This is a genomic window from Pseudoalteromonas sp. MM1 (assembly GCF_030296835.1).
Classification (GTDB): Bacteria; Pseudomonadota; Gammaproteobacteria; order Enterobacterales; family Alteromonadaceae; genus Pseudoalteromonas.
Genome location: NZ_AP027923.1, coordinates 287,205 through 302,550, shown reverse-complemented (window position 1 = coordinate 302,550; position 15,346 = coordinate 287,205). Strand labels below are relative to the sequence as shown.

11 protein-coding genes and 1 pseudogene are annotated in these 15,346 nt (G+C 39.3%); 5 read left to right on the top strand and 7 right to left on the bottom strand.

The annotated features are described in order from the left end of the window. Positions 1-16: 16 nt before the first annotated feature. On the top strand, positions 17-1,444 hold the full coding sequence (locus QUE46_RS18005) for a tetratricopeptide repeat-containing sulfotransferase family protein (protein ID WP_286249110.1): 1,428 nt from the start codon (positions 17-19) through the stop codon (positions 1,442-1,444). 10 nt (positions 1,445-1,454) lie between these two features. On the opposite strand, the gene QUE46_RS18000 is transcribed toward QUE46_RS18005, so the two are convergent. Continuing rightward, complete coding sequence (locus QUE46_RS18000; RefSeq protein ID WP_286249108.1) at positions 1,455-2,357, bottom strand: alpha/beta fold hydrolase; 903 nt, start codon at positions 2,355-2,357, stop codon at positions 1,455-1,457. Positions 2,358-2,485: 128 nt separating this feature from the next. Here QUE46_RS18000 and rlmF point away from each other — a divergent pair. Both rlmF and ltaE read left to right on the top strand, forming a co-directional pair. After that, a pseudogene (gene rlmF, locus QUE46_RS17995) lies at positions 2,486-3,418 on the top strand (23S rRNA (adenine(1618)-N(6))-methyltransferase RlmF). Positions 3,419-3,458: 40 nt separating this feature from the next. After that, the gene (ltaE, locus tag QUE46_RS17990) at positions 3,459-4,463 is read left to right on the top strand and encodes a low-specificity L-threonine aldolase (protein WP_286249106.1); all 1,005 of its coding nucleotides are present in this window, start codon (positions 3,459-3,461) and stop codon (positions 4,461-4,463) included. Here ltaE and QUE46_RS17985 read toward each other — a convergent pair. The 6 genes from QUE46_RS17985 to QUE46_RS17960 form a co-directional block, all read right to left on the bottom strand. Continuing rightward, positions 4,446-5,030 carry a thymidine kinase gene (locus QUE46_RS17985; protein WP_286249104.1) on the bottom strand — a complete coding sequence of 195 codons (585 nt, stop codon included), beginning with the start codon at positions 5,028-5,030 and terminating at the stop codon, positions 4,446-4,448. The two genes, ltaE and QUE46_RS17985, sit on opposite strands and share 18 nt — an antisense overlap. A 101-nt stretch (positions 5,031-5,131) precedes the next feature. Then, positions 5,132-5,926: an amino acid ABC transporter substrate-binding protein gene (locus QUE46_RS17980; RefSeq protein ID WP_286249103.1), complete on the bottom strand. Its 795-nt coding sequence runs from the start codon at positions 5,924-5,926 to the stop codon at positions 5,132-5,134. A 67-nt stretch (positions 5,927-5,993) separates the two neighbouring features. After that, positions 5,994-6,464, bottom strand: coding sequence for a methylated-DNA--[protein]-cysteine S-methyltransferase (locus QUE46_RS17975; RefSeq protein ID WP_286249101.1), 471 nt, complete (start codon positions 6,462-6,464; stop codon positions 5,994-5,996). Continuing rightward, complete coding sequence (locus QUE46_RS17970) at positions 6,461-7,816, bottom strand: DNA-3-methyladenine glycosylase 2 family protein (RefSeq protein ID WP_286249099.1); 1,356 nt, start codon at positions 7,814-7,816, stop codon at positions 6,461-6,463. Before QUE46_RS17970 ends, QUE46_RS17975 begins: the two co-directional genes overlap by 4 nt. 134 nt (positions 7,817-7,950) lie before the next feature. Next, positions 7,951-8,436 (bottom strand): GNAT family N-acetyltransferase, encoded by a 486-nt coding sequence (locus QUE46_RS17965; protein ID WP_286249096.1) that lies wholly within the window; start codon positions 8,434-8,436, stop codon positions 7,951-7,953. A gap of 10 nt (positions 8,437-8,446) precedes the next feature. Beyond that, positions 8,447-13,204 carry a PAS domain-containing protein gene (locus tag QUE46_RS17960; protein WP_286249094.1) on the bottom strand — a complete coding sequence of 1,586 codons (4,758 nt, stop codon included), beginning with the start codon at positions 13,202-13,204 and terminating at the stop codon, positions 8,447-8,449. A 421-nt stretch (positions 13,205-13,625) separates the two neighbouring features. Here QUE46_RS17960 and QUE46_RS17955 point away from each other — a divergent pair, with 421 nt between their 5' ends. Both QUE46_RS17955 and bfr read left to right on the top strand, forming a co-directional pair. Next, the gene (locus QUE46_RS17955; RefSeq protein WP_286249092.1) at positions 13,626-14,696 is read left to right on the top strand and encodes a PepSY domain-containing protein; all 1,071 of its coding nucleotides are present in this window, start codon (positions 13,626-13,628) and stop codon (positions 14,694-14,696) included. A gap of 166 nt (positions 14,697-14,862) precedes the next feature. Further along, the gene (bfr, locus tag QUE46_RS17950; protein ID WP_286249089.1) at positions 14,863-15,336 is read left to right on the top strand and encodes a bacterioferritin; all 474 of its coding nucleotides are present in this window, start codon (positions 14,863-14,865) and stop codon (positions 15,334-15,336) included. The last annotated feature ends 10 nt before the right edge of the window (positions 15,337-15,346 follow it).

Sequence of the window (15,346 nt, the reverse complement as noted above, 5' to 3'; positions counted from 1 at the left end):
ACAATAATGCCGCGTCATGCTAATTAAAAAAGCCAACCAACTACTACACGAAAACAAACTCAAAGAAGCCGAGTTTCATTTTAAAGCAATTTTAAATAGTAACCCGCAAAGCGGTGAAGCTTTATTTGGTTTAGGCAGGATAGCACTTAGGTTAGAGCGCTATGATGCAGCAGTATACTTATTACAAAAAGCATGCGAACGTTTGCCTCACATGCTGGAGCCTTTACATGCGCTTGCCGATGCATTTAATAGCGTGCACTCCCCTGATGATGCGCTTAAAGTACTCGAATATGCTAAAAGCCTCGCAAGCCATAACCCTGAGCCTCATTATTATTTAGCTCAGCATTATTTAAGCTACGGCGAGTTAGACAAAGCACACACCACATTTGCGCATGCACTAAGCATGGGGTTATATCCCGTAACTGCCTATATTTTATTTGAATTAGTACAGCTAGGCCGATTTAATAAAGAACATAATTATGTGAGCAACCTACACCATTTTTTAACGCAAACTAATAACGTGCGTTTAAAAATGGTGTGTTACTACGCGTTAGGTAAAAGCTATGACAAACTAGATGATACAGCACAAGCATTTAACTACTATGTGCTTGCCAACAAACTTCAAAAAAAACTTACTCACTTTAAAACCAGTGACTTAGTGCCTTTTTATGAACAAATTATAGGGCACAATACGCAACAGCTAATTGCATCTGCCGATCACACTTTCAGTGGTACTATTACACCCGTGTTTATAATGGGTATGCCCCGTAGCGGATCAACCTTACTTGAACAAATGATGGCTAATCATTCACAATTTACTACGCTAGGTGAAAACACGAGTATTGGTAATCAAGTAGTGGGGTTTATAGAGCAGCAAACACAAACTCCATACCCGCAATGTTTAAGCGGACTTAGTAGCGATTTAATAGCAAAAGCTCGCAACATTTATATTGAAGAATTAAAAAAAGCACAGCCTGTACGCCCTTTCATTATTAATAAGCTACCGAGTAACTATCAGTCTTTGGGCTTAATTTACTTGCTGTTCCCTAATGCTAAATTTATTAATTTAAGTAGGAATTTTAACGCCACTGCTTTTTCGGTGTTCAGTAACTACTTTGCCGAAAATGAGCCGTACTTTTGTGATTTAAAAGAATTCAAACTTTACCATGCGTTGTATGCAAAATTAATGGATCATTGGCACAGCCTGCCCTCATTACCGCTATACGATATTCATTATGAGCAACTCGTTGTTGAGCCTAAGGCGCAGCTAAGTGCTTTATTTTCGTTTTTAGGGTGTGAGTATGAGCCGCAATGCTTAGCATTTTATAAGCGCAAGGCTGCGGTTAGCACACTAAGCAAACAAGCCATTAGGCAGCCAATTAATACACAGGCACTTGCGCATTGGGAGCGCTATAAAACTCCGCTGTTAAAACAATTTGAATAAGCCTAATGGCTTAACTGTGCTCATTAAACCAGTCAACCACATCTTTAAATTGCTCATCCCGTGCCTGCGGATGTGTAAGCATATTAATATGATCGTAATCGACACTATGACCATGGCGCTTACCATAAATTTTTAAGGTTTGTTTGCCAGGTCCGGACTCTGCTATAAACTTTTTAATATCAATCGGCTGTGCGAGAGCTTTGTCGTTTACTGCACCAACATGAAGTGTAGGGGGTACATGCAGCTTAGCTAACGCGCTTGCGTAGTCAAAGCCATCATCGCTATCAACCCATGGCCTTTTTTTAGCCCACTGCATACTTTGATAATGCGACTTTTGCGATTCGTTATCGCTGCCCCACTTATAGCCTTTGGCGTTTAAATAACCGTGCTTTTTAGCCAATATCGGCGCCATAAAGTACCAAATTACATTTGCTTGTAGTAACTTTTTAGGGTGATTGTTAAATAAAGAACGTTTAGAGCCAAAATAAGCACAGGCTTTCACGTCTTTTAAATACTCAGGAAAGCGCGCAAACACGCTGTTCATTAACACCCCACCCCATGAGTGAGCGACCCAATAATCGGGCTTTTGACCTTCGAGTTGTTCAATATGATTAATAAAAGCAGGGATGTCTTCAACTATGGCCTCTGTTTGGCCATATTTTGAATGGCGAGTTATGAGCGGCTTACTTTCTCCACGCCCACGCAGATCTGCTACATAACAACAATATCCTTGCTCCGCCAAAAAAGGCGCTAAACCTTTATTACTGTGAGTATAAAAAATTTTGCCGTTTTCTACTGCTCCATGCATTAAAAACACTACCGGGCCTGCTTTATTAACGTTCGCGATACGGCGTAAATGCAAAGTTTGCTGATCGGCTAGTTGAACAAAATGTGATTGCTGAGTGATTGCCACAAATTTTCCTTAATTATTTTTACACACTCATCCTACCAGTTACGATGCTAATTCTAAAGTAAATGGTTACACTTTTGATCTAAGCATTTGATACACTTGCATCATTATTTAATTGCTAAATTTAAGCTATGAAATCAAAATCAAACAGCAACAAGTTACATCCTCGCAATCAGCACTTAAATGGTTACAATTTAGACTTATTATGCGAAAAACATAATGCGTTAGCACCTTTTATAGTGGTAACACCCGCGGGCAATAAAAGTATAGATTTTAGCAATAACAAAGCCGTTAAAACACTGAATCAAGCTCTGTTAAAAGCGCACTATAATATTGAGTTTTGGGATATACCGGATCAAAACTTATGCCCCCCTATTCCAGGGCGAGTAGATTACATACATTACTTGGCCGATTTATTAAGCGTAGATAATCAAAAAAAAATACCGATAGGGCGTCAAATTAAAGCACTTGATATTGGTACCGGTGCTAATTTGGTTTACCCACTCACAGGGACTCACGAATACAACTAGCACTTTACTGGGAGTGATATAGATGCAAACTCAATAAAAATAGCAAAGCAAATTACCCAGTTTAATAGCTTGAAAATCACTCTAAAGCATCAAAAAAATGCATCTTCTATTTTTAAGGGTATTATTAATCAAAAAGATTTATTTCACGTAACTCTATGTAACCCTCCGTTTCACGCAAGCGCGGACGAGGCTAACAAAGGCACTGAGCGAAAATGGAAAAACTTAGGAAAATCACCTAAAAACACCCTTAATTTTAGCGGGCAAAATAATGAGCTATGGTGCGAGGGGGGTGAAGCGCAGTTTATCAGTAATATGATCACCGAAAGCGAGCAATTTGCAGAGCAAGTTATATGGTTTACATCGCTTGTTTCAAAAAAAGAAACCCTTACTACCTTAGAAAAAAAACTAAACACCCTCCCTATTGCTGAATATAAAATTATAAATATGGCACAAGGGCAAAAAGTAAGTCGTTTTATTGCCTGGAGTTATTTTGATAAAGCCACTCGCGAACACATTTTTGAAGAACTTGTGTAAACCCACAAAATAAAAAGGCCCTAATAAAGGAATAACAATAATGATAGATTTTCGCTCAGACACAGTTACTAAACCGTCAATAGCTATGCGCGAAGTAATGTACAACTCGCCAGTAGGCGATGATGTGTACGGGGATGATCCTAGCGTAAACCAATTAGAAGCATACGCGTGTAAGCGTTTTAACTTTGATGCTGCGCTTTATTGCAGCTCTGGCACACAAGCTAATTTACTGGCGTTAATGGCACATTGCGAACGCGGAGATGAATATATTTGTGGGCAAAATGCCCATAATTATAAGTTTGAAGGCGGTGGCGCAGCCGTTTTAGGGTCTGTTCAACCACAACCTATCGAAAACGAAGCTGATGGGACTCTCCCTTTTAGTAAAATTGCTGCGGCAATAAAACCCGATGATTGCCACTTTGCTAAAACTCGGTTGCTTAGCCTCGAAAACACCATTGGTGGAAAAGTGCTCCCGCTTGAGTACTTAGCCCAAGCTCGCGACTTTGTTAATACACATAATTTAGCACTACATTTAGATGGCGCGCGTGCGTTTAATGCAGCCGTTGAGCTAAATGTTGATATAACTACAATTACAAAGCACTTTGATTCTGTCTCAATTTGCTTATCTAAGGGCTTAGGTGCGCCAGTCGGCTCGTTATTATTAGGCTCACAAGCATTGATTGATAAAGCTAGGCGCTGGAGAAAAGTACTCGGTGGTGGCATGCGCCAAGCAGGAATGCTTGCAGGGGCAGGGCAATTCGCACTTGAGCACAATGTAAATCGCTTGCAAGAAGATCACGCTAATGCGCGTTATTTAGCTCAAAAGTTAAATGAATTAAGCGGTTTTACTGTAGATATGAGCAACACCACTAATATGGTGTATGCAACGTACAGTAGTAGTATTAATATTGAAGAACTTGCACAAGCGCTTAAACAGCAAGGTATATTAATTAGCCCAAGCAAGCAGCTTAGGCTGGTCACGCATTTAGATATTACGCGCGAAGATATTGATACATTTTTAAATACTTTAACGGCCCATATTTAATTCTGCTTTATAATGTTTGCGGCACACCGAAACGTATCGGTCGTTGCCGCCAATTTCTACTTGGTTACCATCGGCAATCGCATTGCCGTTTTCATCTGTACGCAGCACATGATTTGCTTTGCGCCCGCAATGACACACCGTTTTAAGCTCAACTAATTTATCGGCCCATGCTAATAAATACTGTGAGCCAATAAATAACTCACCTCTAAAGTCGCTCCTAAGGCCGTAACACAATACCGGAATACCTAATTCATCCACTACATCGGTTAACTGCATCACCTGCTCTTTTGACAAAAACTGGCATTCGTCGACCAATACACAGTGGCGTTTTTTTTCGTTTTGAAGGGTTTGGATCAAATCAAATACATTGTTAGATTCATCAAATATATGTGCTTCAGCTTGCAGACCAATACGAGATGATACTTTTCCTACACCAGAGCGGTTATCAATTGCAGCCGTTAAAATAACTGGCTCCATACCGCGCTCACGATAGTTAAACGCCGATTGTAATAAGGTGGTAGATTTACCCGCATTCATCGCAGAGTAGTAAAAGTATAATTGAGCCATTGCCGTGCCTTAAGATAAAAAGTGCGCTTATGCTACCTTAATATGCGATTAATACCAATTTCATATCTCTATTTTAGTTAATAAGCGCTTTGATTTTCTTATTACTCAACAGTTTGCAGATATTTTATATAAATTGGAGCACTGTCAAAGCGCGCTAACCATTGCCATATTTCTTTACTAAGCTGGCTATTTTGCTGGTAAAACTGCTTTGAAAAAATTAAATAACCGTCGGTTGTTTCATAAGGTGGGTAAAGGGGTTTTACATCGCTCCCTTTATGTTGATAGCTCGAAACTTTTAAATCATCTACTTGGCATAAATCAACACTAGCCTGTACAACTCCTTTATCAAGTAATTCAAATGCTTTGTCTTTTGAAAACGTATTATGGATGTAAAAAGGCTCTTCTTTTAGTGCGCTGTTCAAGCCATAGCCATTAGGAATGGCGATAGTGAATGCTTTATTTTGAAATACTTCACGCGTTTTCCATTGTTTATGAAAACGAGCCCGCCCTATTAAGCAGCTACTAAAACGACTCACTGCAAATTTTTCTAGTAATACCCCTTTTTCGTTTGTAGGGTACACAGCAAAACGTTCACGCCCAGCACGATAACTGGCAATAACGGCATTAACTCGGTTGAGTTCTAAATCGTTTAGGCATCTGCGCCATGGTTTTCTAACAAATGAAATGACCACATTTTGTATCTCCGCATCCAATTGCTTTAAAATTTCAATTGAAGCGCCAGGGTTATCTATAGGGACTTCTTGCCCAACACCTAAAAACATAGGTGCTACATCTTTATCTTCGTAGCAAAATATAAGCGTTTGAGGGTTAGCAAACACTGCAGAAGAAAACATCATACCAATTATAAATAAATAATTTAAGCCGCTGATACTCATAATAATTTTTATTAGTAAATAATGTAAATTGTAGCGTGTGATAATAAAGCTGCCAGTTCTGTAACTATTAAATTATTCCTTCATGCTTTAGTAGCCAACTTTTTCTCTCAAGGCCACCGGCATACCCTGTAAGCTTTGAGTTTGCACCAATAATTCGATGACACGGCACAATAATACTAATGGGGTTTTTACCATTTGCAGCCCCTACTGCTCTGACCGCATTAGGATTATTTAATTGTTTAGCTATATCGCCGTAGGTCATGGTTTTGCCAAAAGGGACGCTGAGCAGTGCTTGCCACACACCATTTTGAAAAGGCGTTCCTTGTGTATCTAATGGCACATTAAAGGTTTTGCGCTGGCCATTAAAGTATTCGTTTAATTGTTTTACGCAGATTAAAACCGCACCATTTGTTACTTGCTCAACGGGTGTATGGCTGTAATGTGTTTTTGGGAAAAACCCAACATAGCTCACCCCGTGTTCAGTCGCTTGAATAATAATATCGTCAATTGGGCTTGAAATAGCGGTCTGTATAATCATGAAAGTTGCTGCCATAGTTGAAATGTTAAGTACGAGCGAAATGGTGCGCTCAGCTCTGGGTTAAACTGCTTAGCACTTAGTAACGCTTTTTTTACCCCTAGATCACCGGCTAATAGTATATCTGGGTTACTTTGCCCGCGCAGTTTTGCGTAGTTAACTGTCCAAGGGCCTATGCCTTTTATATCGAGCCAATTATCTAAAAGGCTATTATTCGGGTTATCTGCGCAATACTGCGCTAAATTTTTTAAAGCATTTTTACGCGCTTGTGGCATTTTAAAAAATTCAAAGTCGCATGTAGCTAAATCCTCCGGCTGTGGAAAATACACTTTATCAGCGAGTTTGTCGCCGCGCTCTGTGACCAGCGTTGTTACTAAAGTGTGCGCTGCCCCCACGCTAACTTGTTGGCCCAATACAGCCCTAACCCCAGCTTCAAAACTTGACCAAATCCCAGGTAAGCGTAGCCCTTTGCTTAATGTAAACGCATCATTAATACTGTTTTTTAAGTGGCTTTCAATGTGGTTTATGTCGGCATCTACATCCAGCACACGGCGTATATTATTAATTACTTTTTGTAAGTGCTCGGTATTATTTATTACTATTTCAACTTTGAAATGGTTATTTTGTACCTCAAAGTGCGCATTAAAATAACCTACCGCCCCTTTTAGCTTAAACGTTCGCCCGTAACTGGTTGGGGTTATCCACTCCATAGGCTCTATTAGCCGCTTTGACAAAAAGCTATGCAAAGCTTGCCAATTGTAAGGCGGTCTAAAAGGGAGAGTTAATACAATCACAGGGGTTGCCTCTTTTTTTGATTTTCTGAGCTTTGATGGGGGTATATTTAATTGTTGTAAAAAAGCATCGTTAAAACGACGCACACTTTTAAAACCAGCAGCAAATGCAATATCGGTTATGGGCAATGTGGTCTCTTGAATGAGCTTTTTAGCAAAATGGCACTGATTAAATAACCGGTACTGAGTAACAGACACACCAAAGTGCTGATTAAATATGCGCCGCAAATAACGACTGGTAATACCCAAACGAGTAGCTAGCATTTCGCAATTACAGGTATCTCCTAAATCAATTAACTGCTTAGCTCTAAGTGCGGTCGTTTTTACCCCCTGCCAAGCAGCGCTGCCCGGAGCACTATCGGGTCTGCAACGTATACATGGCCTAAAACCAGCTTGTGCTGCGCTGTGCGCATATTGATAATACACCACATTTTTTTCGTGGGCGGTGGGCGCGGGGCAGATTGGCCGACAATAAATGCCGGTGCTTTTTACCGCAACGTAAAATAAGCCATCAAATCGTGCATCGCGGCTTTGCCGTGCTCTTTGCCAATACTGATTATTCATGTAGGGTCTGATACCAATCCGCAATAAAACGTAACTCAGCATAACAATTTTTAAAGCAGACACTGGCCGTTTTCGGCACTCAACTTATTTTAAAAGTATCATACTAACCCACTTAATTAAGCGACTTAGTATAATTACTGCTCTGCAAAATCGAGTAAGTCTTGGCCTGCTAAGCGGTAGATTATCCATTCGTTTTGGGCTTTTGCCCCTATGCTATTATAAAAATCTATAGCGGGTTTATTCCAATCCAGTACTACCCACTCAAAACGTCCACAGTCATTTGTTATGGCTTTATTAGCCAGGTGCTTCATTATTAATTTACCCGCACCATTGCCTCGGCTATCAGGGCTTACGTATAAATCTTCCAAATATAAGCCATTTTTACCCAGCCAAGTAGAGTAATTATAAAAATACACCGCAAAGCCAATAGGCTCATCATTTTCAAGGCAAATAACACTATGTGCTGTTGCCCCCTCACTAAACAATGTTTTTATAATTGCCTGCTCATCTGTTTTTACTGCATCGGGTTCTTTTTCGTAAATAGCCAGTTCGGTAATAAACTGTAAAATGGTTGGCGCGTCGCTTTTTTTAGCATCGCGTATTTGTATTTGTTTACTCATGTTATTAATCCTAAAAGTACTGCTCTATTTTTTCTTTTAAAATATCAAGCTGTATGGGTTTAGTTAAGTAATCATCCATACCGGCATCTATACAACGTTCTTTATCTGAGTCCATTGCATTGGCGGTTAGGGCAATTATTTTTATTGCTTTGTGCTCACCCCCTGCCATACCGTCTCGTATATTAGCCGTGGCGTCAAAGCCATCCATTACCGGCATTTGGCAATCCATTAATACTAAATCAAAATACCCCTCGTTATGCTCACTTAAAGTATCTATGGCTTCTTGACCATTTTGCGCCAGTATCACTTCGCAATTTAGCTTTTTAAGCATAAGTGTAGAAACATGCTGATTAACGGGGTTATCCTCAACTAATAAAATTTTTGCAGGTGTGTCTGATTTTTCTTTTCTTAGTGACGAAATATACCCTGGGGTCACTAGAGGAAGGGGTTCAGTGCTGTCTGAACTTGTAATAACCGATAACGCAGATATTAAATCAGCGGTTGTAACTGGCTTAGGAAAATACGCCTGAAAACCAATTTTTGAATAGCGCTGTGCACCTTCCATGCCTGCAATACTGGTCATCATTACCAGTGGCATGGCTTTATAATCATCATGGGCTTTTAATAATTTACAAAGCTCCATACCATCCATTTCTGGCATTTGCATATCTAGCACGGCAATATCAAACATAGGCTGGTTTTTTTCTATGCGCTGTGCACAAAGTTCAAGCGCCTGTTTTGCACTACTAGCAAGCGTAACATTAGCCCCCCAATGCCCTAATTGCTGAGAGATAACTAAGCGGTTAGTTTCGTTATCATCAACTACGAGTACATTTAACGAACTCATATTTATATTAGGGATAGTACGTTCTTTTTCGATGCCTTGAGCCACTTGCATGGTTGCAGTAAATTCGCTGCCTCTGCCAGGTTTGCTCACCAGTGAAATTTTACCATTCATTAGCTCACATAACTGTTTACATATAGCAAGCCCTAGCCCCGTGCCTCCGTACTCCCGTGTGGTTGATGCATCCACTTGCGAAAAAGGGGTAAATAATTGCTGTTGTTTTGCTTCGGTTATGCCTATTCCTGAGTCTTTTACTTTTATATTTAGCAGTAGGTCTTGCTCGTTTTTTTCTATAGAGGCGCTCACTACCACCTCACCCTGACTGGTAAATTTAACCGCATTACTAATTAAGTTGGTTACCACTTGACGTATGCGCCCAGGGTCGCCCATTAAATGAGAAGGCTCCAAAGAAACTAAATCTAAAATAATCTCAATGCCTTTTTCTTGTGCGGTAAAGGCTTGTGCCTCAGCTATTTCGCCAATTAAGTCGCGAGCATTAAAATGTATATGCTCAAGCTCAACTTTGCCTGCTTCCGCCTTTGAAAAATCTAAAATATCGTTAATAACACCAAGTAAGGAGTGAGCACTGCTTTTAGCAATAGCGACCTTTTTTTCTATTGGTTTACTCAATGGCTCTAATTCTACCAGCTCTAACATGCCTAATACGCCGTTCATCGGCGTGCGAATTTCATGGCTCATGGTTGCTAAAAACTGGCTTTTTGCTACAGCAGCATCTTGTGCTTGCACCAACGCAACCTTTAGCTTTTCAGCGGTTTCTTTACGCTTTTGCGAGACCAATGTGCTACCTACTAACGTAGCCAAAGAGCGCAAATAAGTCTCCTCACTTTGCGTCCAAATGTGCTTAACCCCTACAGTTTCTGCACATAAAATACCTAAATTTCCATAGCCTGATGAAATAACCGCATCCAGCATCGACTGAATATTTAATGGTTGAGTATAGCTTTGAGTAAATTCAATGGTTGCTTTATGCGTATATACATCTTCGATTGCCACTAGGTTTTGCTCAAAAATAGCCTCATAGTAACTTGGAAAATCAGCCTTTTTAAGAACACCGTCAAAATCCACAAATCCATCTTGATTTGTATATAAACCATGGCACGCCATTTCGTCGCACTGTTTGTTAAATATCCAAATAGAGGCACGCTCAACATTTAATACCTCCACCATCGACTTTATCGCCAGCTTTTTAACTTGCGCAACATCACTATTTTGTACCTCTGGCGAGACCGTTAATGAGGCTAAATTTTTGTTATAGGCGTTTGCTTTTTCGCTTTCTAGTTCTAGGCGTTTATGTGCATCAATACTTTGAAAAGAGCCAAACACACGCACACATTTACCGTCTTTAAATTCCGCCTGCCCCATCGACTTAACCCAGCGCTCTTTACCGGTATAAGTTAAAATTATCAGCTCAACACTCCAGCTTTCACCTAGTGTTACCGCACATTCAAATAACGTGCTAATTGTCTCACGATGCTCTCCTGGCTTATAAAAATTTATAGCTGTTTCAATGCTAGGCTCAAAGCCTTGCGGTACTTCGTGTATAACTTTTACTTCGTCTGACCAATACATGGTTTGGTTTTCAAGGTTTATTTCCCATGCGCCAATTTGGCCTTGTTTACTCATTGCCTCAAGCAAGTTTTGTTGGCGGGTAATTTCTACTTGAGTATTATGGCGCTCAGTAATGTCTAAAATAAAGCCATCCAAATAAAGGACTTCGTTGTCATCACCATAAATTGCTTGGCCTTTTTCGTGTACCCAACGAATACTGCCATCATTTCTTTTTACTCTGTACTCAATAGACCAAGGTAATTTTTGAGCAATGCAGGTACTTATTTGTAACTCAGCCTTTTTATCCCCCTCATGAATAATATCCACAAAACTAAGTGTTTTATTATTAATGAAGTCTTCAGGCGCATACCCTGTTATATCTTTTACTTGATCGCTCATATACAACATTGTCCAAGCTTTATCATACTTACATCGATAAATTACCCCTGGAATATTTGCCACCAAAGAAGCAAAGCGATCGCGGCTATGCTGTAGTTCAGATTCAATTTGCTTGCGCTCGGTAATATCTAAATGTGTGCCAATCATACGACGAGGCGAGCCATCTAAGTTCCAGTCGACTACTTTTGCAGTATCAAGCACCCAAACCCAGTGGCCATCTTTGTGTTTCATCCGCGCTTCGCTGACATAGTAGTCTGTATCACCGTTAAAATGCGCTTTTAATTTTTGCTCTGAAATAACTAAATCATCAGGGTGTGCATACTTATACCAAGTATCAATTGTTGTTGGCTCTAGCTCACTGAGCTTATAGCCTATTATTTCTGCCCAGCGATTATTAAACGTCACTTTGCTGGTATCTATAAACCAATCCCATATTCCTACTGCGGTGGTATCTATGACTAACTGAAGCTGGGTTTTGTGCTGCTCCAGTTCAAGCTCTTGTAATTTTAATGGCGTGACATCAGTACGAATGGCTATATAGCTTTGCGGTTTACCGTGCTCATCAAAAAATGGCGCTATGGTGGTGTCTACCCAATAGAAACCGCCATGTTTTGCTTTATTACAAATTTGGCCGTTCCATACTTCACCCCGTTTAAGGGTTTTATACATGCTTTTAAAAAAGCCTTTGTCGTGCCTTCCTGAATTAAGTAAGCGGTGATTTTGGCCTATAAGCTCATGTTCTTCATAGCCGCTAATTTCACAAAACTTCTTATTTACAAAAGTGATGGTGCCCGCTAAATCTGTTACCGCAACAATGGCATGCTCATCGAGGGCACTTTTTTGCTCATCCAATTGTTTAAACGCAGTTTGCAAAGCAGAGCGCTGCTTTTGCAATATGCTCTGCTGCTCTTCTTTAAATGCCACCATTTTTTGAAGATCTACTGATAACCTATTTAACTCGTGGCTATCAGTTAAAGTAGGCACCTTTACTTTCTCGCCATTGGTAATTCGTGCCATTACGGAGGTAAGCTGAATTAAAGGCTTAGCTAAGCGCCGGCTAAACCACCACGCTGCGCATAAAATGAGAAGTAAAGAAACTGCATTTGTAAAAATAGCCAGCTGCTTATAATAAGTAGAGTCTTTGAGCATAATATGCAAAGGTTTTGCTGCTAAAAGTTGCCACCCTTGCACACCTAAAAAATTTAAATCACTAATATATGCATGGTATGTCGTGCCGTTGGCACTGGCGTAATCAAACACTTGCTTACTGGTGAGGGCCGTTTGCGAAAAAACAGGCGCCTCATCTGCATTTGTTACTGAAGAGCGCTCTATTTTATTATTATGTAGTACAAAAAAACTCACTTCGTTGTGCATGTTGTGAATGGTGTTTAAGCTTTTTAAAAGGCCATTAATATTTACTTCTGTGAGAATTACACCCTCTAGTTGTTGCGCCGAATTAAGCAAAGGCATAGCCACAATATTAAACTGTTTGCCATTTAACATAACAGAGCCAAAAGCGGCTGGCGTTGAACTATTAACCGAATTTATAAGCGTACTAAGCTCACCTTTGTTTATCTGCCCGTAAGGCGAGATAATGGGCTGCTTAAGTGCCGATGCAGCGATAATTTCTATACTGTTTACAAAGTCATATTGATTAACAAAATGATTTATTAATTTGCTTTGTTCAAGCGGGAAATTAGAAAGCTGGTTTTTAAAGGTATATAAATCAGTAAGGTGATCATCAAACCATAAATTAGCAAACTCTGATGCGATAGAGCTTAATTCATGAAGTTCTGCATTTGCATTTTTTTGCAAGGTATTATTAACGTGCTGTAAGCTAAACCAGGTCAGCAAGCAAAGTGGAACAATAGCAATAACTAAAAAAGTAATGATCAGCTTACTACGCACAGACTGAGCTGTGCCATTTAGCAGCCCATACTTTTTTCCTTCAACCATGCTATATATCCAATAACTGTAATTGTATTATTTATTACTTATATTAATGCACTAAAACCTAAAAGACGCAAGTTTTAGCCCGCAAAGCGTTTAAATACATCACATAATTACAGTTTAAACATCAATAAGTTGCAATTAAAATTTACACGTAAAAATAAGCAAGAACGCAAACCGTGCATATTTTAATTTTTAGCTGGTGTTTATTTCATTATTATAAAAATTAAAGCGCATTACTCATACGAACTTTTACTGACTTAAAGCCACTAAATTTTTAAACTTTATTTAAGGGTCTAAAGCTTGGCGTGTTGTTCGCGGTTTTATATACAGTAGTTTGCTTACACAAAGGGTCACATTTTATAAATTGATAAACACCTGTTCTATCACTTACAATCGCTGTAACTGCTTATTATAGAGATTACTTTTGAAAATCTGGTTACGTCGAATTCACTTATACCTTGCCTTACTCAGTGGCCTTTTTTTGTTAATACTCAGTATTAGCGGTGCCATTTTACTCTATGCAAATGACATACAATATTATATTCAGCCCGATAAATGGCAGGTAGAACCACAAACCAAAACGCTTAGCCACGGAGAATTAATCCGCGCAGTACAGCAGCAAACAGATAAAAAAATCACCCGCTTTATGCCTCTCAGTAACCCTAATGCCAGCTGGCAATTTAGATTAGGTGATGGCAGTAACGCCAGTGTAAACCCGTATACGGGCAAAGTAATTTTTCAATACGAAACAAAAGACACGCTGTATGGTTTTACCCTTGCTTTGCATCGCTGGCTATTATTTGAAACAGTCTTTGGTGAAAAACCACTAAAAAACGTGGTCTCTGTATGTGCCCTATTATTAATAATAAATGTGTTAGTGGGTTTTTATTTATGGGTTAAGCCTAAAAACCGCCTAAAACGACTGGCGATTAAACCTAAAGCCAAATTTAAAGTACTTATGTATCAGCTACACACCGTGATTGGTGTTTATGTTTTATTACCGCTAATGCTTATTGCCTTTACCGGTATCACCTTTAATTGGAAAAGTGCGACCAAAACATTAGTAGAAACCGCGGCATTTTCTCACGTACAAAATAGGCCTAAAGCGCCCACAGTGATAGCAAAACCAGCAGTAATTACTAACTACGACCAAGCAATAAATAACGCCCTTGATGTATTTCCTGAGGGTATTTTGTATCGTATTTACTTACCTAAAAAACACGATGACCCAATCGCTTTACGCCTACAAAACCCAGGAGAAAGCCACGCTTATAGCTGGGTGTGGGTAAACCCATATAACGCTAACGTGCTTAGCGCGTATGATGCCAGTAAAGCAAATGCAGTTACCCATGTATGGAACTTTAAATATGTGTTTCATACTGGCGCATTTGCAGGGCCAATTGTAAAATTTTTATGGCTTTTAATATCACTGTCGTTAGCTTTTTTTATACTCAGTGGTGTTTATTTATGGTGCAAACGGCACAAGTGGGTATAGCATTACCCTTTAAATAAAAATACAAAACTGTACACAAACCAAGCAATAACGCAAACTTAAATAAGAATCAAAACCAATTGTAAATCAATGATTTTTATAGAAAAACTTGCAAAATACGTAGATTTAACTACACTGTGCACAATTAAAATAGTTAAGGTGATTTATCATGAAAGGTAATCAAAAAGTAATCGATGCATTTAATACTTTGCTAGCCAATGAGTTAGCAGCAATTGACCAGTATTTTATTCATTCACGAATGTATGATGACTGGGGTTTAGATAAATTATATGCGCGCCTTAACCATGAAATGGAAGAAGAAAAAGATCACGCAGATTGGTTAATCAAACGCATCTTGTTTTTAGAAGGCGTGCCTAACATGACTAAACGCCGTGACCTTTTAATTGGTAACGATGTAAAAAGCATGATGCAGAACGACTTAACACTAGAGCTTGAAGTAGTGGCATGTGTTAAAGAGGTAATTGCTATTTGTGAAGAACAACAAGATTATCAGTCGCGCGAAGTATTAGAAAAGCTATTATTTGATACCGAAGAAGATCACGTTTATTGGTTAGAGCAACAACTTGGTCTAATTGATAAAATTGGCACACAAAACTACCATCAAGCACAAATGGGCGAGTAAGGAGCATAAA

Bases quoted from the DNA above. Each gene is read 5' to 3' on its own strand.
- QUE46_RS18005 (WP_286249110.1), top strand. From the start codon at position 17: ATGCTAATTAAAAAAGCCAACCAACTACTACACGAAAACAAACTCAAA.
- ltaE (WP_286249106.1), top strand. From the start codon at position 3,459: ATGATAGATTTTCGCTCAGACACAGTTACTAAACCGTCAATAGCTATG.
- QUE46_RS17985 (WP_286249104.1), bottom strand. From the start codon at position 5,030: ATGGCTCAATTATACTTTTACTACTCTGCGATGAATGCGGGTAAATCT.
- QUE46_RS17980 (WP_286249103.1), bottom strand. From the start codon at position 5,926: ATGAGTATCAGCGGCTTAAATTATTTATTTATAATTGGTATGATGTTT.
- QUE46_RS17975 (WP_286249101.1), bottom strand. From the start codon at position 6,464: ATGATTATACAGACCGCTATTTCAAGCCCAATTGACGATATTATTATT.
- QUE46_RS17970 (WP_286249099.1), bottom strand. From the start codon at position 7,816: ATGAATAATCAGTATTGGCAAAGAGCACGGCAAAGCCGCGATGCACGA.
- QUE46_RS17965 (WP_286249096.1), bottom strand. From the start codon at position 8,436: ATGAGTAAACAAATACAAATACGCGATGCTAAAAAAAGCGACGCGCCA.
- QUE46_RS17960 (WP_286249094.1), bottom strand. From the start codon at position 13,204: ATGGTTGAAGGAAAAAAGTATGGGCTGCTAAATGGCACAGCTCAGTCT.
- bfr (WP_286249089.1), top strand. From the start codon at position 14,863: ATGAAAGGTAATCAAAAAGTAATCGATGCATTTAATACTTTGCTAGCC.